The organism is Pectobacterium jejuense (assembly GCF_026800125.1).
GTDB classification, from domain to species: domain Bacteria; phylum Pseudomonadota; class Gammaproteobacteria; order Enterobacterales; family Enterobacteriaceae; genus Pectobacterium; species Pectobacterium jejuense.
The window spans coordinates 54,312-71,799 of sequence record NZ_JAPQKX010000014.1; the positions used below are offsets into that span (position 1 = coordinate 54,312).

The 17,488-nt window shown below is 49.6% G+C and carries 19 protein-coding genes; 14 read left to right on the plus strand and 5 right to left on the minus strand.

Going from position 1 to position 17,488, the window contains the following annotated elements:
- Positions 1–316: 316 nt before the first annotated feature.
- The gene (locus NXT09_RS20450) at positions 317–745 is read right to left on the minus strand and encodes a TOBE domain-containing protein (RefSeq protein ID WP_010681543.1); all 429 of its coding nucleotides are present in this window, start codon (positions 743–745) and stop codon (positions 317–319) included.
- A 561-nt stretch (positions 746–1,306) separates the two neighbouring features.
- On the opposite strand from NXT09_RS20450, the gene NXT09_RS20455 reads away from it, so the two are divergent.
- The 6 genes from NXT09_RS20455 (at position 1,307) to fis (ending at position 6,449) form a co-directional block, all read left to right on the plus strand.
- Positions 1,307–1,549, plus strand: coding sequence for a YhdT family protein (locus NXT09_RS20455; RefSeq protein WP_039482401.1), 243 nt, complete (start codon positions 1,307–1,309; stop codon positions 1,547–1,549).
- Entirely contained in the window at positions 1,539–2,990 is a 1,452-nt protein-coding gene (gene panF, locus NXT09_RS20460) for a sodium/pantothenate symporter (protein WP_095701272.1), read from the plus strand. The genes NXT09_RS20455 and panF overlap by 11 nt, the downstream gene beginning before the upstream one ends.
- Before the next feature lie 17 nt (positions 2,991–3,007).
- Positions 3,008–3,895: a 50S ribosomal protein L11 methyltransferase gene (gene prmA, locus NXT09_RS20465; protein WP_268581001.1), complete on the plus strand. Its 888-nt coding sequence runs from the start codon at positions 3,008–3,010 to the stop codon at positions 3,893–3,895.
- A gap of 174 nt (positions 3,896–4,069) precedes the next feature.
- Complete coding sequence (locus NXT09_RS20470) at positions 4,070–4,804, plus strand: carbonic anhydrase (RefSeq protein WP_268581002.1); 735 nt, start codon at positions 4,070–4,072, stop codon at positions 4,802–4,804.
- Between the two features lie 359 nt (positions 4,805–5,163).
- Positions 5,164–6,129, plus strand: coding sequence for a tRNA dihydrouridine synthase DusB (gene dusB / locus NXT09_RS20475; protein ID WP_010300275.1), 966 nt, complete (start codon positions 5,164–5,166; stop codon positions 6,127–6,129).
- A gap of 23 nt (positions 6,130–6,152) precedes the next feature.
- A complete protein-coding gene (gene fis, locus NXT09_RS20480; protein WP_005975342.1) occupies positions 6,153–6,449 on the plus strand; it encodes a DNA-binding transcriptional regulator Fis in 297 nt (98 codons plus the stop codon).
- 133 nt (positions 6,450–6,582) lie between these two features.
- Here the strand turns inward: fis and NXT09_RS20485 are convergent, their stop codons facing one another.
- A complete protein-coding gene (locus NXT09_RS20485) occupies positions 6,583–6,774 on the minus strand; it encodes a hypothetical protein (protein ID WP_240584299.1) in 192 nt (63 codons plus the stop codon).
- Positions 6,767–6,955 carry a host cell division inhibitor Icd-like protein gene (locus NXT09_RS20490; RefSeq protein WP_268581003.1) on the minus strand — a complete coding sequence of 63 codons (189 nt, stop codon included), beginning with the start codon at positions 6,953–6,955 and terminating at the stop codon, positions 6,767–6,769. The genes NXT09_RS20485 and NXT09_RS20490 overlap by 8 nt, the downstream gene beginning before the upstream one ends.
- 186 nt (positions 6,956–7,141) lie before the next feature.
- Between NXT09_RS20490 and NXT09_RS20495 the strand changes: the two genes are divergently transcribed.
- Entirely contained in the window at positions 7,142–7,321 is a 180-nt protein-coding gene (locus tag NXT09_RS20495) for a YlcI/YnfO family protein (RefSeq protein WP_268581004.1), read from the plus strand.
- A 311-nt stretch (positions 7,322–7,632) separates the two neighbouring features.
- Complete coding sequence (locus tag NXT09_RS20500) at positions 7,633–8,976, plus strand: potassium channel family protein (RefSeq protein ID WP_268581005.1); 1,344 nt, start codon at positions 7,633–7,635, stop codon at positions 8,974–8,976.
- A 165-nt stretch (positions 8,977–9,141) separates the two neighbouring features.
- Here the strand turns inward: NXT09_RS20500 and NXT09_RS20505 are convergent, their stop codons facing one another.
- Positions 9,142–9,546: an ASCH domain-containing protein gene (locus tag NXT09_RS20505; RefSeq protein ID WP_268581013.1), complete on the minus strand. Its 405-nt coding sequence runs from the start codon at positions 9,544–9,546 to the stop codon at positions 9,142–9,144.
- 68 nt (positions 9,547–9,614) lie between these two features.
- Complete coding sequence (locus NXT09_RS20510; protein WP_268581006.1) at positions 9,615–10,760, minus strand: endonuclease/exonuclease/phosphatase family protein; 1,146 nt, start codon at positions 10,758–10,760, stop codon at positions 9,615–9,617.
- Positions 10,761–11,080: 320 nt separating this feature from the next.
- Between NXT09_RS20510 and NXT09_RS20515 the strand changes: the two genes are divergently transcribed.
- The 6 genes from NXT09_RS20515 (at position 11,081) to NXT09_RS20540 (ending at position 17,114) form a co-directional block, all read left to right on the plus strand.
- A complete protein-coding gene (locus NXT09_RS20515) occupies positions 11,081–11,848 on the plus strand; it encodes an amino acid ABC transporter substrate-binding protein (RefSeq protein WP_268581007.1) in 768 nt (255 codons plus the stop codon).
- A 90-nt stretch (positions 11,849–11,938) separates the two neighbouring features.
- Positions 11,939–12,604 carry an amino acid ABC transporter permease gene (locus NXT09_RS20520; RefSeq protein WP_102119398.1) on the plus strand — a complete coding sequence of 222 codons (666 nt, stop codon included), beginning with the start codon at positions 11,939–11,941 and terminating at the stop codon, positions 12,602–12,604.
- 365 nt (positions 12,605–12,969) lie between these two features.
- Positions 12,970–13,995, plus strand: a complete 1,026-nt coding sequence (locus NXT09_RS20525) for an amino acid ABC transporter substrate-binding protein (protein ID WP_268581008.1) — start codon at positions 12,970–12,972, stop codon at positions 13,993–13,995.
- Positions 13,996–14,061: 66 nt separating this feature from the next.
- Positions 14,062–15,240 (plus strand): amino acid ABC transporter permease, encoded by a 1,179-nt coding sequence (locus NXT09_RS20530; protein WP_268581009.1) that lies wholly within the window; start codon positions 14,062–14,064, stop codon positions 15,238–15,240.
- Positions 15,241–15,249: 9 nt separating this feature from the next.
- Entirely contained in the window at positions 15,250–16,344 is a 1,095-nt protein-coding gene (locus NXT09_RS20535) for an amino acid ABC transporter permease (RefSeq protein ID WP_268581010.1), read from the plus strand.
- A gap of 8 nt (positions 16,345–16,352) precedes the next feature.
- Positions 16,353–17,114, plus strand: coding sequence for an amino acid ABC transporter ATP-binding protein (locus tag NXT09_RS20540; protein WP_306417554.1), 762 nt, complete (start codon positions 16,353–16,355; stop codon positions 17,112–17,114).
- Positions 17,115–17,488 lie beyond the last annotated feature (374 nt).

Genomic DNA, 17,488 nt, shown 5'->3' on the forward strand with positions numbered 1-17,488 from the left:
TCCCGATGAGCTTACTCAGGTAAGTGATTCGGGTGACTACACGCAGCCAACGTACATCCAATTTGGAGTATGACGAGCATCGTTATATATATTTTTATACATCGATATTATCCACACACAAAATTCAGGGTCAATCATCCAGATCACATTTCCAGCGATAGTTGATGTGGGTCATTTGAACAGCGAAATAAGGGATGTTTTACGCGGGGATACATCGAAGGAAGAAATATTCTTCGGTAAAAAATAAGCCGATAAACCCGTATAGGTCGGTCGTTTATCGGCTGGGAGCGGTATAATTCGCTAAAGAAATCGGCAATTATTTCCGGGTAGCCAGAATAATACTGGATGCTTTAACCAGAGCGATTAATTCGCTGCCCACATCAATGTTCATCTCTTCCAGACTCTCATTGGTAACGGTTGAGGTCAGCGTCAACCCACCGGCAGTCACCAGTTGTACTGTCGAGTTGACGGCACCTTTCGTGACAGAACTCACCTTACCGTGAAACTGATTGCGGGCAGAAAAATTCAAACCACATTCGGCGGATGCCAGAATGACCCAAGGGGCTTTCACCAGCGCAATGGCCGGTTTGCCAACGGCAAGGTCCATAGACTGACAGCTGGCTCGTGTAATCACCGTCGTTAACTTATCCCCACTTTCCAGGGTCAATGCGACTTCATTGTTTACCGCACCCTCAACAATGGAAGACACAACACCCGAAAGCTGATTTCTTGCTGAAACTGACATAACGACTCCTTTGGTTCATCTTTAACATAATAGTAACGACTAAATAATCCAGGCAGCAGGAAGTCGCGACACGATAATTACCTGATGCACAATAGCGCCAATATCGTTGGCGCTATTATTACTTTCCTTTCGTATCGCAACTATTCCTCGCTGGAACAGCAGACGATAAATAATAGCCTCATAGTAAACGTTCTCCTGAGAAAATTATGCGATGTGACGTCCATCATTCGCCAATTACCTCAAGATCAATAAGCCAAGATACTCATTTAGTATTATTTTGTGACGGGACAGATTCTATTTTCGCTGTTATTTACTGGTGATGTTACCGAATCAGGTAAGGTAATCTGGCACGCAACAACTCCTTTTCCCCCATAACGACGCGGGTTTTTTCACCACGCGATGAGTCCCCCCCCGCGACTGGCTTTTACGCTGATGGCGTAATTCTTACTAGTCAATTGGCCTACATGCCGTAAAATTCCCGCTTTCGTCATCACGACGTTCATAACAATACCCATGTCCTAAAATGACGGGTTGATGCTCCCATTTACGGTGGAGAAGAACATGGATACACGCTTTCCTCAGGCGCACAAAGAGGCCCGCTGGGCTTTTGGCCTGACGCTGGTTTATTTATTGGCCTGGGTGCTTGCCGCCTATTTGCCAGACAACACACAAGGGATCACCGGCCTTCCACACTGGTTTGAGATGGCCTGCCTGCTGCTGCCGCTCGTGTTTACGCTGCTGTGCTGGCTGATGGTGCGCGTCATTTTCCGCGATATCTCACTGGAGAGTGACGATGCAAATTGAAATTTTATTGCCGCTGATTGGCTATCTGCTGCTGGTGTTCGGGCTGTCGGTCTACGCGTACCGTCGCCGTCAGGCGGGTAACTTTCTTAACGAATATTTCCTCGGCGGCCGCTCAATGGGCGGGTTTGTCCTGGCGATGACGCTGATCGGCACTTACGTCAGCGCCAGCTCTTTTATCGGCGGGCCGGGTGCAGCGTATAAATACGGGCTGGGCTGGGTGCTGCTTTCGATGATCCAGCTTCCTACCATGCTGCTATCACTCGGGATTCTGGGGAAAAAATTCGCCATTTTGGCGCGGCGCTACAACGCCATCACGCTGAACGACATGCTGTACGCCCGCTACAACAGCCCGCTGCTAGTATGGTTCGCCAGCATCAGCCTGCTGGTCGCGTTTATCGGTGCCATGGCCGTGCAGTTCATCGGCGGCGCACGCCTGCTGGAAACTGCGGCGAACATTCCTTACGACATCGGCCTGCTGATTTTCGGCGTCACTATTGCGCTGTACACCACGTTTGGCGGTTTCCGCGCCAGCGTGCTCAATGATGCGATGCAGGGCATCGTGATGCTGATCGGCACCGTCATCCTGCTGGTCGGCGTGATCTATGCTGCTGGCGGCCTGCACAGCGCAGTGGATAAGCTGCAACAGATTGACCCGATGCTGGTGTCGCCGCAGGGCAGCAACGGTATTCTGTCGATGCCGTTTATGGCTTCATTCTGGGTGCTGGTCTGCTTCGGCGTCATCGGCCTGCCAAACACTGCCGTGCGCTGTATCTCTTATCGCGACAGCAAGGCGCTGCACCGTGGGATTATCATCGGCACGATCGTCATCGGCATCCTGATGCTCGGCATGCATCTGGCCGGTGCGCTGGGTCGTGCTGTGATGCCAGACCTGACGATCCCCGATCAGGTGTTACCCGCGCTGATGGTCACCGTATTACCGCCGCTGGCCGCTGGGATCTTTCTCGCTGCGCCAATGGCCGCTATCATGTCCAACATTAATGCGCATCTGCTTCAGGCCTCCGCCACGATCATTAAAGATCTCTATCTCAGCGTACGTCCGCAGCAGATCCATAACGAACGCCGCATCAAGATCCTGTCCAGCATGACCACCCTGCTGTTAGGCCTGCTGGTGCTGCTGGCCTCCTTACGGCCACCGGATATGATCATCTGGCTGAACCTGCTGGCGTTTGGCGGGCTGGAAGCGGTGTTCCTGTGGCCGCTGGTACTGGGTCTGTACTGGGAACGCGCGAATGCCGCGGGGGCGCTTAGCGCCATGTTCACCGGGGCGATTTGCTATACCTTACTGGCTAGCTTCAATCTTCAGCTGGCTGGATATCACCCGATTGTGCCATCGCTGTTACTCAGCCTGATGGCGTTTATTATTGGCAACCGCTTTGGTCATAACCCACCAGCGCCGGTTGCCGCTTCATCTTCACTTTAAATGTAATAGAGACTGCTATGCCGTGGATTCAACTAAAAATAAACACCTCAGGAAAGGTTGCTGAACAGCTGGGTGACGTCATGATGGAAAGCGGTGCGGTATCCGTTACGTTTCAGGATACGCACGATACTCCGGTGTTCGAACCGCTGCCGGGCGAGACCCGCCTGTGGGGCGATACCGACGCAATTGCGCTGTACGATGCTGAAACCGATATGAACGCGGTTATCGCGATGCTGGAGCAAGAACAGCTGCTAGGCGTCGGTTTTAAACACAAAATCGAACAGTTGGAAGACAAAGACTGGGAGCGCGAGTGGATGGATAACTTCCACCCGATGCAGTTCGGTAAACGTCTGTGGATTTGCCCAAGCTGGCGCGACATTCCTGACCCAATGGCCGTCAACGTGATGCTCGATCCGGGTCTGGCATTTGGTACCGGTACCCATCCAACGACCGCGTTGTGCCTGCAATGGCTTGACGGACTGGATCTGGAAGGGAAAACCATCATCGATTTCGGCTGCGGCTCCGGCATTCTGGCGATTGCCGCCCTGAAACTGGGTGCGGCACGCGCTATCGGGATTGATATCGATCCGCAGGCAATTCAGGCCAGCCGCGATAACGCGCAGCGCAACGGGGTTTCCGAACGTCTTGAGCTTTATCTGCCGAAAGACCAGCCTGCCGATCTTTCTGCCGATGTCGTCGTTGCCAACATCCTTGCTGGCCCGCTGCGCGAACTGGCACCGCTGATTAGCGATTTACCTAAAGCAGGCGGTCACCTCGGCCTGTCCGGTGTGCTGGCCACGCAGGCCGAAGGCGTCGCAGAAGCCTACGCAGACAAATTCACGCTCGATCCAGTGGCTGAGCGCGAAGAGTGGTGCCGCATTACCGGCCAACGCCGCGCATCGTAATCACGTTATCCCGCTAGTCCCGCCCACCGTATATGCAACGGTGGGCACCTTTCTTCTTGCTATATCTCACGATTGATCCCCATAAACAGGCGTATGATGCAGCCCGGCAAGCGACTGGACGTACCTGCGCCCGGCGCTCAACGATGCCGTATCATTATTTTCAAGGGATGAAAAATGAAAGGTAAACTCTCTATCGTATTGATGCTAACCGCCAGCTTTTCCGCCTTGGCGGCCGATCCGGTGCACTGGGGCTACGAAGGCAACGGCGATCCCGCACACTGGGGAAAGCTATCTCCAGACTTCTCGCTGTGTGAAACCGGTAAAAACCAGTCACCCATTAATATCCGCCAGGCGCTGGACGCCCAGCACGACCCTCTACAGTTAGCTTTCCAGTCTGGGACACAGCAAATTATCAACAACGGGCATACCGTTCAGGTTAACGTTGGCTCGGGGAATACGCTGGTATTGGATAACGAGACATTCACCTTGCAGCAGTTTCACTTTCACGCACCGAGCGAGAATGAAATCGATGGTAAACAGTTTCCACTGGAAGGCCATTTTGTCTATAAAGACGCGTCTGGCGCGCTTACCGTTATCGCGCTGATGTTTCAGGAGGGAGAGGCCAATCTGCCGCTAGCCACGACCTGGCAGCAGATTCCGGTTCAGGTTAATCAGGCAGAGGACGTGCGCACGCCAATCGCGATTCAGAGCCTGTTACCGACATCATTAAACTACTATCGGTTTAGTGGGTCGCTCACCACGCCACCTTGCTCAGAAGGCATTCGCTGGCTCGTGCTGGATCACCCCGTCACTGCCTCTGCCGATCAGATAAACCAGTTCCGCTCGGTCATGCATCACGCTAATAATCGCCCCACACAGCCGCTTAATGGCCGCATCATCATCCATTAAGCCACTTCGCGAGTGCTGGTCAGACTGTTCTGTCGGCCAGCCTCAGGTCAATCAGCACCCTTTTTTGCCACATTAACCAACGCATTTCACTGATAAAGCATTGATAGGCTGCTGTATCTCCACCAAAAATGACCGCGCTTGCAGATAAAATTCTGTAAACAGATGATTATTTCCCAGAACAAAAAATCGACATAAAAATATAACTAATTGTTAAATATGAATAATATTTTTATGCGCCTTTATGAAGTGCATTTTCATTGATCGATAGCTGTAAATTGGTCAAAGTTTGGCCTTTCATCTGACGTAAAAAATGCGTAATATACGCGCCCTTGCAGGCACAGTATGGTCAATTTTTGTCTATGCACATTGGACAATTTCAGCTTAGTAATCGCTTGATAGCAGCCCCAATGGCTGGTATTAGCGATCGCCCATTTAGAGCACTCTGTCATGCGATGGGCGCTGGAATGACCGTGTCTGAAATGCTTTCTTCCAACCCGGAAGTGTGGCGTTCAGACAAGTCGCGTTTGCGAATGGTCCATAGCGATGAACCGGGTATCAGAGCCGTGCAAATTGCCGGTTGTGACCCCGATGAGATGGCGGCGGCAGCGAGAATCAACGCTGATTCCGGCGCACAGATCATCGACATCAATATGGGCTGCCCTGCGAAGAAGGTGAACCGCAAGATGGCAGGATCTGCGTTGTTGCAGTATCCGGATTTGGTCAAACAGATCCTCTCTACGGTAGTGAAAGCGGTAGACGTACCGGTAACACTGAAGATCCGAACCGGTTGGGCACCAGAGCACCGCAACTGTGTAGAAATTGCCAAACTGGCTGAAGACTGTGGCATTCAGGCGTTAACCATTCACGGACGCACCCGTGCGTGCCTGTTCAATGGTTTCGCCGAATACGACAGCATTCGGGCAGTTAAGCAGGCCGTTTCCATTCCTATTATTGCGAATGGCGACATTACAGACCCGCATAAAGCCAGAGCGGTTCTTGACTACACCGGGGCTGACGCCCTGATGATAGGACGAGCCGCTCAGGGAAGACCCTGGATCTTTCGGGAAATCCAGCATTATCTGGACACAGGGGAGTTGCTGGCACCGATGCCGTTGGCAGAGGTTAAGCGCTTGTTGATCGAGCATATACGGGAATTGCACGACTTTTATGGTCCAGGCAAGGGATTTCGTATCGCTCGTAAGCACGTATCCTGGTATCTCCAGGAACATGCCCCAAACGACCAGTTTAGGCGCACATTCAACGCCATTGAGGATGCCAGCGAGCAGCTGGAGGCGTTGAAGGCATATTTTGAAAATCTTGCGTAAACAGAAAAAGAGCTGACAGAACTATGTTCGAACAACGCGTGAATTCTGACGTACTGACCGTTTCCACTGTAAACTCTCAGGCTCAGGTAACCCAAAAACCCCTGCGCGACTCGGTTAAACAGGCACTGAAGAACTATTTTGCTCAATTGAACGGTCAGGATGTAAGTGACCTGTATGAGCTGGTATTGGCTGAAGTTGAACAGCCACTGTTGGACATGGTGATGCAATACACCCGCGGTAACCAAACCCGCGCGGCCCTGATGATGGGCATCAACCGCGGTACTCTGCGTAAGAAATTGAAAAAATACGGCATGAACTGATACTAATCAGTTAAGCATTTGAAAAAAGGCGCTTTACCTTTCAGGTTAAGCGCCTTTTTCTTTGCCTTCTATTTAGGCTTCGGCCTTAGCACAGACAGTCTGAGATTGCGTCTGCGAGATGAGGAATCCGTTGTTAATGACTCATCCCTTCTTGCGTATCCGTCTCCGGCACATGAAAGAGCCGATGCAGGTTATTCAGCCGTTCCGCTAACACGAACGTTAAAATCTCTTTCGATTCTGGATTGTCCAATTCGACAATGGCGTAAGCCAACGCACGACACTGATCGAGTGCTTCTTCGGGTTCTAGCGGCGTGTTATCAAACATGGCGCACCTCCTGAGCAGGCAGGCGGCCAGCAAAGAGCATGACATGACCATCAGGGGAATGTTCCCGCGCCTGACGTTCGGTGGTAGCGATAATATGCACGACACATTGGGAAGAGATTCCCAAAGCAAGAAAGCGATACTGAAATTCGGGGCGAGTTTGGGTAGACTGGATATCAGCCATAGTGTTAGTTCCAATAACATTGTGGTTAGAGGCCCGGTTAGTGCTCCAACACTGCCGGGCTTCGCACTACATAGGTGAATCGCACCTATGTAGCTAACACTACTCCCAAGTGAATCGCACCTCAAGGTGTTTTTTAGAATTATTTTTACGTATACTGAATCGCACTTAGTACATGGAGATCCAGTAATGGCAACAGGTTCAATTAACAACAAGTCACAGCAGTTGAATGCAAGGTTCCCGCACGATGTTGTTGCTGAAATGGAAAGTAGCCTTGAAGCTGGCGAGACAAAGGCGCAATTCATCATCACCGCAGTAAAAGGCGAGATCAAACGCCGCCAATGTAAACAGCCCAAAGAAGAATCCTAAGAATGAGTGTTGTTGCGGGTAACGTAGTCTGTACGAGCTAGTGCTTAGTTTGGTACTGTATGATAATCAAAGCTAGGAGAGAACGTTGCAAACAGCCAAACTAGTACATTCTAAGCAATTTCAATTTTGAACTATCTATTAGATGATTGGCTAACATAACGAGATATTGACTACGTAATATCTATATAAATAAAGTAACTTACAAAACGATAGAATAATAGATTAGAGCATCATGAAAAACCGTGAGTTAAAGGTGAAAAAACGTTAAGTTGGGCATTTTAATTAATTAAACCATAAAAGGATATCATTTTTTGGACACGCGAACATTATGGAAATTAACGCCAAAAGACTTCAATGAATGGCGAAGAAATAATGATTACCCCGAACTATTTAAGGTATTTGAAAAGAATTTACCACACTACAAAGAATGGATGGATAATCAAAAACTATCTCCAGATTTATTGTATAAACATGGTTTTTCACGCTTTATTAGTTCAGAGGAAATTTTATTACTATGTGAATACAATAATAACAACACATATATGCTTTTCGAGAAAAACTTTATAAAATTAGAGTCTATACGGAAAGCTGGGTGGATAAAAAAAGAACAAGAGTATCAACCTTATTTTTATTGGCTTAAAAATAAGCATGGGAGGGAAATTTACGAATCCACAAAAAGAGAATTTAGAATATCTAGCTGGATTGGAGGGCGTCCACAGTTTCTTAAAGAACATTTTCTTTTGAATCTTGGAGGAGTTGAATTAAATGCTCCAATCCTATCTGGTAGGTTACTTGATTTCACTTGTTTGGATAATTTAAAAATTATCGGTGCTGTCAGTAATACTCATATTTATCTATGGCATTGCTCAGCCATAGGAGTCGAAATATCGGGTGGGTTAGCCTTTCTTGATTTCTATGATACAAAATTATGGAGCCACGGTTACTTTAACGTCAAAAAAGAGCTGACTTTAAGGGATGGAATCTTTCAGGATCTTCATTTTAAAGAATGTGACCTTCATTTCCATGCATCTAAAAGCACATTGAAACTGTGTTCAATTAGAGGAACTGATTTTGAGGCCACTCTCGAACACAGCAAAATTGAAGATTTCCTCTTTCATGCAACAAAATCTAAAGTTAACCACTTTCATTATAGAGAGAAATTTTACTCTAAAGCCAAGCGTCTTTTTTCTTCTGTAGGAAAAAACTCCGAAGCAGGAACATATTTTTATAAAGAGAAAAGAAATCATATGTTATCACTTTTATTCCCAAAGAAATCCAATTCTAATGAATGGTATCACAAAGGAGTAAAAGAAAAGATTTACCTCGGAGTAAAATCATATCTTAATTTCTTTTTTTGTTTTTTAGATTATTTAGTTTGGGGATTTGGGGAAAAACCAATTAGAAGTCTATTTTTTTCCATTGGTGTAATTTTAGCATCATCTCTTGTCTACTTATTAAGTCCTGACTCAGTAACGTACAATAATCCAACTAAGTCTATTTATTTCAGCATAGTGACATTTGTAACATTAGGTTATGGAGATATCTCCCAATTGAAAGCTTGGCTTCAATTATACTCATCAATTCAGGCATTTTTAGGAATGGTTTTAATGGGGTTATTCTTGGCTGGTTATGCCTCAAAATCAAAGCAATACTAATCAGTAAAACCTCATATAAAAAGACTATTAAATCATATTCTTAACACGCTGGTTCAGTTTTGCGAATTACTTACGGCGGGCTATAACACCCGCCCCTACCCAACTGCCAAACTCATCCATCTCTGCTACAAAATACAGCCGGCTTGAGCCACGGCTAATCCAGAATCAAAACACCTCAACCAGCTCAAACTCTTCAAACACCAGCAGCATATCTGGGGCGAAAGAGCCTCCTCGTTCGAAAAATGTCTGATGGCCTTCGCGCCAGAAAGCCAGGCTTTTGTCGCCTTCACCCTCTTTCGCCGCCATCTCAGCAGTCACATCGCAGTAGCGCACCAGCGTTAACGAGCGCGTGCGGATCACGCAGGAAGGCTGTCCGGCACCGTCCAGAACAATGTTGTAATCACCGACCTGCGGAGTTTCCTCATTTTTGAACGCGTGATACGAGCTACAGGTTGCCGTTTTATGCCCTTCCCGCACCAGTTGCAGAAGCTCATCCGCCAGCTCGGGGCTGTCGCCAAACGACCAGCGCAGCGCGTCTGGGTATTTATCTAATCCTTGTTTATGACTCATCATCGTCCTCGTTTTATACGGCTATGATTGCTCTGTTTTCTCACGCAATCATAGCCTTAAAGGAGCGATCAGGTAATATCCACGTCCACCCAGAGCGCGGCATGGTCGGACGCAGCGGTGTCCCATGAGGTGACTTCCGGTAGCGGCGTAACGGGTTCCGCGCCCTCTTTGGCAGCAATCTTATCGATATTATAAATACCCCGACGCTCGATTCCCCACTCCACAACCGCCTGATGCAGTGGTGCAGACAGGAAAATATAGTCCAGCTGATTTAACCGCGCGCCCTTCTTCCCCCCAGAGAAATAGTAGGTATAACGCTCTTTCTCCGGGCGTTCAGGCTCGATAACCGGGTGTAAGTCCGACAGAGAAAACAGCGGGGCCAAACTGTGCCAGGGGTTGGACGAATCCTCGTTCAAATCGCCGAGAATGACCACGTAGTCCTTCTTGAGATCGTAAGTCTGTTGAACAATCTCCGCGACGCGTTCGGCCTGATCGCGGCGCTTCTCCGCCCCACGCTGCCGCTCTTCTTCTGTTTGACCGCTCTGGCTTTTGAAATGGTTACACAGAATATAAATCGGCTGTTTGAGGCCAGCGTCCAGCGTCACTTCGAGGCAATCACGGCTAAAAACGGGATCGAAGCGCTTTCCGGCATCAAAAATATGTGTGCGGAGCTGGGCAATCCGATAACGCGTCAGGCAGGCAACATCAATGCCGCGTGGGTCATTCGGGCTGTCGATCATCACGAACTGGCTGAATTTATTTTCTCCCAGCACCTGATTGTTGAAATCACGCAGGACATCCATGTTTTCGACTTCAACGGCGCACAGGATATCGACATTAAGCAGGGTGATAATCTTGCCCGTATTCTTACGTTGCTGACTGCTGAATTCTTGCGCCTTAAACACGATTTCACCGATCCAATCGCCACGACCACGGCAGCTTTTGTTGATCCTAAATCCGATGCCAGCGTCCTCCTTTTTCCATCGCCCCAGCGTGCCTGCATCGGTACGGATATCAATATAAGGACGCAGCACGATAGACAGGCGGAACACCTGATCTTTCAGGGCATCATCGTATTGGGGCTGTTCGAGAAGGTGCTGAAGCTGCCTGACCTGTTGCAATAAAGCATCGATCTGCTGGGAATCGGGGAGGTTGAGAATCGCGGTACGGTGGAACAGGTTCTCAACGTTATAGCTGGCGATGCGGATTTTCATTGTTGTCTCCTGCTAGGTAGTGGCAAAAGCAATGATGTCCTTTTGAGAATAGAAGCACATTGTGACAGTTGGGCAGCATTCCCAGCAGCAATAGATTTTTTCTATCGTTCTTTAACTCAACGTGGTTAAAACGTGTTAGACGCACTATATTCACTACAAAAGTCAGGCCCGCGACAAAAGTACGCACGCCATGAGTACTATATTCACTTCTGATATAAATAATCACACAACGTGATTTATAAACAGATGTTTTGTCGCGTAGATTCCTTATTAACAAAAGTTATAAGCGCATCACTGCACACCACTCACAGGAATTCATAATGAAAAAAATACGTTTTGCTTTACTGACCAGCGCCCTGCTTGCTACCAGCGTATTCGCTCATGCCGATGACCTTAGCGCCATCAAGTCCGCAGGGGTTATCAAGATCGGCACGGAAGGCACCTACGCGCCTTATACCTATCATGATAAATCAGGCCAGCTGGTTGGCTTCGATGTGGATATTGGCCGTGCGGTGGCAGAAAAACTCGGCGTGAAAGCCCAGTTCATTGAAGGGCGTTGGGATGGGTTAATCGCCGGTATTGATGCCAAGCGCTACGATGCGGTCATCAATCAGGTTGGCGTAACCAAAGAGCGTCAGGCCAAGTATGATTTCTCCAAGCCTTATATCGATTCCAAAGCGGTGCTGGTTGTCCGTGGCGATAACACCACCATCAAAGATTTCAGCGATCTGAAAGGCAAAAAATCTGCCCAAAGTCTGACCAGTAATTACTCTAAGCAAGCCACCAGCTACGGTGCGGAGATTGTGCCGACGGACGGTTTTAATCAGTCACTGGATCTGGTGCTCAGCGGCCGTGCCGATGCCACGTTAAACGACAATCTGTCATTCCTGGATTTCAAAAAGCATAAGCCAGATGCCAACGTGAAGATTGCGGCGACCTCAAAAGACGGCGAACCTTCTGCGATTCTGGTGCGTAAAAATCAGGAACCACTGGTGGAAGCATTAAATAAAGCTCTGGATGAAATTAAAGCAGACGGCACCTATAAAACGATATCTGTGCGATACTTCGGGGAGGATGTTTCTCAATAATCGCCCTGTTATCAGAGCGCGTTGTCATCAATTATGATGGTCATCAGCGCGCTCTGTAATTAGCGCATACCGTTATCGGAGCTCGTTTTCATGCCGCCTTGGCTACAACTCATGGCAGACTCCTTTTGGAGTCTGCTTTCTGCGGGACTTAAATTTACTGTCCCTCTGGCTATTCTGTCTTTCATCTTTGGCTTAGCCCTTGGCATTCTCATCGCGCTGGTTCGCCTTTATGGCCCAAAGCCGCTGAAATGGCTGGGTGATTTCTACGTTTGGGTTATTCGTGGCACGCCGTTACTGGTGCAGCTTTTCCTGATTTTTTATGGGCTGCCCAGCGCGGGCATCACTCTGGATGCCTTTCCTGCCGCACTCATTGGCTTCACCATCAGCGTGGGTGCCTATAGCTCGGAGATCGTGCGCGGGGCAATCTTATCTGTGCCGAAAGGACAATGGAATGCCGCCTATTCTCTCGGCATGAATGGCAAGCAGGCGATTCGCTGGGTCATCTTCCCGCAATCCGTTTTCGTGTCGCTGCCGCCGCTCTCCAATACGTTTATTTCCTTAATCAAGGATACGTCACTGGCCGCCGTGATCACCGTGCCGGAGATGTTCTTGTCCGCTCAGCGCATCGTTTCCGTTACCTATGAACCCTTGATTCTGTATGTCGAGGCTGCACTGATTTACCTGATGTTTAGCACCGTGCTAAGCCAGTTACAGGTGAAGCTCGAAAAGTATTATCAGCGCCACATCACGCACTAACACCTCCCGCATCGGCCCATGCCACCCGCTGGGCTGATGACATTACCGCGTTCCCGACTTCTCCCTCCCTGCTCAGCAGGTAAACCTGAAAACGCCTCACGATCTCCATTTTGACGCACTAAAACAGGGCGCATCAGCCTCTTTGCATTTGTCGCGGTGCGTACATACCTAATTAGAATTACCTACTTAGATCAATAAGCATTCCTTTTCGTCTTCATTATCAAGCAAATAGAAAATTGGCATTTTATTTGCTTTGCTCTGCTCACGTCGGCATACCGACAGACAGGTATGGTGCACCTCATTGTGCACCGCAACACAACTGTGTACTGCAACAACAGCAGATAACTCTAGACGCTAGGATGATTATGAAAAGAATAGTGATTTCTACTCTGGTTGCTGGCGCGTCACTCTTTGCCGCAATCAATCAAGCCCATGCGGGTGCAACGCTGGACGCCATTCAGAAGAAAGGATTTGTGCAATGCGGTATCAGCGATGGCTTGCCCGGTTTTTCCTATGCAGATGCCAGCGGCAAATACTCCGGCATCGATGTTGACGTGTGCCGCGGACTTGCTGCCGCCGTATTCGGCGATGCCAATAAAGTTAAATACACGCCGCTGACGGCAAAAGAACGCTTCACTGCGCTGCAATCCGGCGAGGTTGACGTGCTGTCGCGCAACACGACCTGGACCTCCTCCCGCGACGGCGGCATGGGCATGCTCTTTACCGGCGTCACCTACTACGACGGCATTGGCTTCCTGACGCATAACAAAGCGGGCTTAAGCAGTGCAAAAGAGCTGGACGGCGCAACCGTCTGTATTCAGGCCGGCACCGATACTGAACTGAACGTCGCTGACTACTTCAAGACCCATAAAATGCAGTACACCCCTGTCACATTCGACCGCTCTGATGAAAGTGCCAAAGCGCTGGAATCTGGCCGCTGCGATACGCTGGCATCAGACCAGTCACAGCTGTACGCACTGCGTATCAAGCTGAGCAAACCTGCTGAATTCATCGTTCTGCCAGAAGTGATTTCCAAGGAGCCGCTGGGCCCGGTGGTACGCCGTGGAGATGAAGAATGGTTCTCGATCGTACGCTGGACGCTGTTCGCTATGCTGAATGCGGAAGAGATGGGTGTGACCTCGAAAAACGTCGATCAGCTGGCAGCAAAACCTACCACGCCAGATATGTCTCACCTGCTGGGTCACGAAGGCAGCTACGGTAAAGATCTCAAATTACCGAATGATTGGGCGTTCAAAATCATCAAACAGGTCGGTAACTACGGCGAAATCTTTGAACGTAATGTCGGTATGGGCAGCGAGTTGAAAATTAAGCGCGGCCTGAACGAACTGTGGAACAAAGGCGGTCTCCAGTACGCGCCAGCGGTACGTTAATTATCAGAAAAACCTGGGCGCAGTAGATCGCTGCGCCCTTCAGAGCCCCCGTTTCGAGGTTCAAGCATGCTACAACGCCCAACCGTAAAAGGTGATTTATCACTGACTAATCCAGCGGTGCGCGCCTGGCTGTATCAAATTGTCGTTGTTATCGCGGTATTGGCTGTCGCAGCCTACCTGTTGCACAACACCGTGACCAATCTGGCACAGAGGGGCATTACCTCTGGTTTCGATTTCCTGAATAAAAGTGCTGGCTTTGGCATCGTCCAGCACCTGATTGACTATCAACAAGGTGACACCTACGCCCGCGTTTTTCTTGTTGGGCTATTCAACACGCTTCTGGTTTCGGCGTTGTGCATCGTGTTTGCGTCGATTCTTGGCTTCACTGTTGGCCTCGCCCGACTGTCCGACAACTGGCTACTACGAAAAATATCCAACGTTTACATCGAGATATTTCGTAATATCCCGCCGTTATTACAGATCTTCTTCTGGTATTTTGCCGTATTGCGCAACCTGCCAGGGCCACGCCAGTCAATCAGCGCGTTTGATGTCGCCTTCCTCAGCAACCGGGGCTTTTACCTGCCTTCTCCTGAATTGGGACCGGGCGCAGCGGCGTTTTTTCTTTCTCTGCTGATCGCAGCAGTTGTGGCATGGGTCGTCTTGCGGCGTAACCGGCGCTATCACGCGTTAACCGGCCAACCGCGTAGAACCTGGCCGCTGACGTTAGGCATGTTGCTGGTGCTGTGTGCACTCAGCCATCTGATTTTCGGTCCCGCTTTCCACTGGGATATGCCGGAATTAAAAGGGTTTAACTTTCGCGGCGGCATGGTGCTGATCCCCGAGCTGGCGGCGTTAACCGTCGCTCTGTCGGTCTACACGTCATCATTTATTGCCGAGATCATTCGTTCAGGCATTCAATCGGTTTCTCACGGTCAACACGAAGCCGCGCGTTCTCTCGGATTACCGAATCCCGTTACGCTGCGCAAAGTGATTCTCCCACAGGCGCTGCGCGTCATCATTCCACCACTGACCAGCCAGTATCTGAATATTGTGAAGAACTCGTCGCTGGCTGCCGCCATTGGCTATCCCGATATGGTGTCGCTGTTCGCGGGAACCGTACTGAATCAGACTGGCCAGGCTATCGAAACCATCGCCATTACCATGTCGGTATACCTCATTATCAGCCTGCTGATCTCGCTGCTGATGAATCTGTATAACCGCAAGATCGCGTTAGTCGAACGCTAAGAGGCCGTCATGACGATGAACCATTATACGCAAGGCCGTCAGTCCTCTCTGTTCAAAGCGATGCAGTGGGCACGGCGTAATCTCTTCTCAAGTATCAGCAATAGCCTGTTAACGCTGTTTTGCCTCTGGCTATTGTGGGTTGCCATACCGCCACTGCTGAACTGGGCGATCTTTCAGGCTAACTGGATCGGTACTACCCGCAATGACTGTACGCGTGAGGGGGCCTGCTGGGTCTTCATTCACGCCAGATTTGGTCATTTCATGTATGGGCTGTATCCGGCGGCGGAAGTCTGGCGCATCAACTTTGCGCTCGCTATCGGGTTGCTGAGTATCCTGCCGATATTCCTGAAAAGTATCCCCTATCGCGGGCGCTATATTGCCGTCTGGACAGTGGCTTATCCGCTCATCGCCTGGTGGTTACTTTACGGCGGTTTTGGCGGGCTCAGCAGAGTAGAAACCTATCAGTGGGGCGGGCTAACGTTGACGTTGATCATCGCTGCCGTGGGTATCGCCGGTGCGTTACCGCTTGGCATCTTGCTCGCATTAGGTCGCCGTTCCACACTGCCGATTGTGCGTATGCTTTCCGTTGTCTTCATCGAATTTTGGCGTGGCGTACCGCTCATCACCGTGCTTTTTATGTCATCCGTGATGCTACCGCTGTTTTTAACAGAAGGCACCACGATCGACAAACTGCTAAGGGCGCTAGTCGGCGTCATCTTATTCCAGTCCGCCTATGTCGCAGAAGTGGTTCGCGGTGGTTTGCAGGCGCTCCCTAAAGGACAGTATGAAGCCGCTGAATCCCTGGGCTTAGGCTATTGGCGCATGCAGGGGCTGGTCATCCTCCCGCAAGCGCTGAAAATGGTTATCCCAGGTCTGGTGAATACCATTATCTCTCTCTTTAAAGACACCAGTCTGGTGATCATCATCGGCCTTTTCGATCTCTTCAGCAGCATCCAACAGGCAACGGTCGATCCCACCTGGCTGGGGATGTCGACAGAAGGCTATGTCTTCGCCGCCATGGTCTACTGGATTTTCTGTTTCAGCATGTCGCGCTATAGCCAACATCTGGAAAATCGTTTTAACACCGGACACAAGTCACACTGAGGCCATCCATGAATCAGACTGCATTCACTCAATCAACCGATCACATGATTACCTTAGAGAATGTGAATAAGTGGTACGGGCAATTTCATGTGCTTAAAGACATCAATCTGCAGGTCAGGCAAGGGGAACGGATTGTGCTGTGCGGCCCTTCCGGCTCGGGGAAATCAACCACCATACGCTGTATTAATCATCTTGAAGAACATCAAGCAGGGCGAATTGTTGTTGATGGGATTGAATTAAATAATGATTTGCGCAACATCGAAAAAATTCGTACTGAAGTCGGCATGGTTTTTCAGCATTTCAATCTTTTCCCGCACTTAACCGTATTGCAGAACTGCACGCTGGCACCATGCTGGGTACGCCACACGCCGAAAAAAGAAGCGGAAGAGCTGGCAATGCACTATCTGGAACGCGTGCGTATCGCCGCACATGCACACAAATTTCCGGGTCAGCTATCTGGAGGCCAGCAGCAACGTGTGGCCATCGCACGCTCACTGTGTATGAAGCCCAAGATTATGCTGTTTGACGAGCCGACGTCTGCACTGGATCCTGAAATGGTGAAAGAGGTGCTCGATACTATGCTTGGGCTGGCTCAGGATGGGATGACGATGCTTTGCGTCACGCATGAAATGGGGTTCGCAAAAACCGTCGCTGACCGGGTGATCTTTATGGATCAAGGAGAGATTGTGGAACAAGCGCCACCGGATATCTTCTTCTCCAGTCCCCGCTCAGAGCGTACTCAGGCATTTCTCTCACAAATCCTGCACTAAGCTGAAGCATCCTGCCTGCGTGTCCTACGCAGGCCTTCCCCAATATCACCATTATGATGGATCTCACAGCTCGCGTTATCGCATAACCAACGCGGGCTGGATGAGGTAGGGAAGTTTCTGCATCCGAAAACTGCCCGATGTACCGTATTTTCTGCGGCTATCTACCTGATACACCTAAATAAATGCATATTCCATATGGGTTTCTCTACGTACAAACAGTGAGCAAATCGTTGCAGATAACCCCAATAATTTCCCATAGCAAAAAGCCCTCGTCTTTCGACGAGGGCTTTCCACTTGTTTGATGCCTGGCAGTTCCCTACTCTCACATGGGGAAGCCCCACACTACCATCGGCGCTACGGCGTTTCACTTCTGA

Coding starts and splice junctions, on each gene's coding strand:
- NXT09_RS20490 (WP_268581003.1), bottom strand. CDS start 6,955: ATGGCTGATATCCAGTCTACCCAAACTCGCCCCGAATTTCAGTATCGC.
- NXT09_RS20535 (WP_268581010.1), top strand. CDS start 15,250: ATGACGATGAACCATTATACGCAAGGCCGTCAGTCCTCTCTGTTCAAA.
- NXT09_RS20450 (WP_010681543.1), bottom strand. CDS start 745: ATGTCAGTTTCAGCAAGAAATCAGCTTTCGGGTGTTGTGTCTTCCATT.
- NXT09_RS20485 (WP_240584299.1), bottom strand. CDS start 6,774: ATGTTTGATAACACGCCGCTAGAACCCGAAGAAGCACTCGATCAGTGT.
- NXT09_RS20455 (WP_039482401.1), top strand. CDS start 1,307: ATGGATACACGCTTTCCTCAGGCGCACAAAGAGGCCCGCTGGGCTTTT.
- NXT09_RS20540 (WP_306417554.1), top strand. CDS start 16,353: ATGAATCAGACTGCATTCACTCAATCAACCGATCACATGATTACCTTA.
- panF (WP_095701272.1), top strand. CDS start 1,539: ATGCAAATTGAAATTTTATTGCCGCTGATTGGCTATCTGCTGCTGGTG.
- NXT09_RS20470 (WP_268581002.1), top strand. CDS start 4,070: ATGAAAGGTAAACTCTCTATCGTATTGATGCTAACCGCCAGCTTTTCC.
- NXT09_RS20530 (WP_268581009.1), top strand. CDS start 14,062: ATGCTACAACGCCCAACCGTAAAAGGTGATTTATCACTGACTAATCCA.
- fis (WP_005975342.1), top strand. CDS start 6,153: ATGTTCGAACAACGCGTGAATTCTGACGTACTGACCGTTTCCACTGTA.
- NXT09_RS20525 (WP_268581008.1), top strand. CDS start 12,970: ATGAAAAGAATAGTGATTTCTACTCTGGTTGCTGGCGCGTCACTCTTT.
- NXT09_RS20495 (WP_268581004.1), top strand. CDS start 7,142: ATGGCAACAGGTTCAATTAACAACAAGTCACAGCAGTTGAATGCAAGG.
- NXT09_RS20520 (WP_102119398.1), top strand. CDS start 11,939: ATGCCGCCTTGGCTACAACTCATGGCAGACTCCTTTTGGAGTCTGCTT.
- dusB (WP_010300275.1), top strand. CDS start 5,164: ATGCACATTGGACAATTTCAGCTTAGTAATCGCTTGATAGCAGCCCCA.
- NXT09_RS20515 (WP_268581007.1), top strand. CDS start 11,081: ATGAAAAAAATACGTTTTGCTTTACTGACCAGCGCCCTGCTTGCTACC.
- NXT09_RS20505 (WP_268581013.1), bottom strand. CDS start 9,546: ATGAGTCATAAACAAGGATTAGATAAATACCCAGACGCGCTGCGCTGG.
- NXT09_RS20510 (WP_268581006.1), bottom strand. CDS start 10,760: ATGAAAATCCGCATCGCCAGCTATAACGTTGAGAACCTGTTCCACCGT.
- prmA (WP_268581001.1), top strand. CDS start 3,008: ATGCCGTGGATTCAACTAAAAATAAACACCTCAGGAAAGGTTGCTGAA.